The sequence below is a fragment of the Corynebacterium sp. MSK047 genome, assembly GCF_030232285.1.
Lineage (GTDB): Bacteria > Actinomycetota > Actinomycetes > Mycobacteriales > Mycobacteriaceae > Corynebacterium > Corynebacterium jeikeium_D.
Genome location: NZ_JASPJI010000049.1, coordinates 1 through 1601 on the forward strand (window position 1 = coordinate 1; position 1601 = coordinate 1601).

At 53.8% G+C, this 1601-nt stretch carries 1 protein-coding gene; it reads left to right on the forward strand.

What is annotated here, in order from left to right; translation table 11 throughout:
• Positions 1–136: 136 nt before the first annotated feature.
• A complete protein-coding gene (locus tag QP981_RS11125) occupies positions 137–1480 on the forward strand; it encodes an IS256 family transposase (protein ID WP_284858020.1) in 1344 nt (447 codons plus the stop codon).
• The last annotated feature ends 121 nt before the right edge of the window (positions 1481–1601 follow it).

A 1601-nucleotide genomic window follows, 5' to 3' on the forward strand; every position in this document is an offset into this window, starting at 1 on the left:
GGCTGGCGGTGTGACCGACAACCCCTGACCTGTCTGATTCGGGACTCGACATGCCCCAAACTCTAACATGCCTTCAAGAGAGTGTCTAATGGTTTGTGTGTGAGGGGTTTCCCTTACATGAAGGAGATAAACCATAATGGATTCTGTGGCGAAACGAGATCCAGAAGATTCCGCGAAGATTAAAGCGATCGAGCAAAGACTGCTGGCAAACCCCGAGATAGCCAAGCTAATTGACGAGCTGGGAACCACCGCGACCGACGCGAATGATTTGGTGCGCGGGCTCTTGCAGGCCTCGGTCACCCGCGGGCTAGAAGCCGAAATGGATGCTCATTTGGGCTATTCCAAAGGCGACCGGGAGGCCAAATCGGCTGGTGGTGGCGATAATTACCGCAATGGTTCGTATGTCAAAAAGGTTGATTCGAACTACGGCCCGGTCGATGTCACCGTCCCACGCGATCGCCAGGGCACATTTTTGCCGACCATGGTGCCCAAAGGCTCACGCCGGTTGACTGATGTCGATGACATGATCATTAGCTTGTATGCCGGTGGCATGACAGTGCGCGATATCCAGCATCATATGGCCACAGCGATGAGAGTTGATATCTCTCACGAGACGATTTCCGCGGTAACTGATGCGGTGCTAGATGAGGTCATGATCTGGCAAAACCGGCAGCTAGACGAGTTTTACCCAGTAATATTTCTTGACGCGCTGCGGATTAAAGTCCGCGACGGTGGACGCGTAGTCAACAAGTCCGCCTATTTGGTTATCGGCGTGGATATGGACGGTATCAAACACATCCTGGGTATCTGGTTGGCGAAAGAAGAAGGCGCCTCCTTCTGGGCTCATGTGTGCGCGAACCTGGCAAGCCGTGGAGTCCAGGACGTGTTTATTGTCTGCTGCGATGGTTTGAAAGGCCTGCCGGAAGCGGTGGAAGCAACGTGGCCGGATTCGATGGTCCAGACCTGTGTGGTGCATTTGATTCGGGCAGCAAACCGGTGGGTAGCCTACGGTGGTCGCAAGGCAGTATCTGCGTCGTTGAAGAAGGTCTACACCGCCCCGGATGAAACAACCGCCAAGGCAGCGCTGGAGGAATTCGCCGACTCAGAACTGGGCCAGAAATATCCCCAATCAGTCAAGGTCTGGACGGATGCGTGGGATCGTTTCGTGCCGTTTCTGCAGTTCCCGCCGATGGCCAGGAAGGTTATCTATACGACAAACTCGATTGAGTCGATGAATAACGAGCTGCGTAAAGCCACCCGTAACCGTGTGCAGTTTACCAATGACGATTCTGCGATTAAGACGCTGTGGTTGATGATCTGCAATATCGAGGATAAACGCGCGGCCAAACGCGCGAAACAGGGCAAGAAAGCTGCGGCTACCAGCGGAAGACTCATCGAAGGCAGCAAGGTCACCAACTGGAAACAAGCCATAAACCAGATGGCAGTGGCCTATCCCGAACGATTCACAAACTACCTATAAAACACTTACCCGAAAGCCCCACACACAAACAGCTTGACAGGCTCGCCTTCAATGGCAAGCGGTCTGGACAGATACTTCTTGAATCGGCACGGTGTCATTACGGGCGGGGGCCAGAACAACG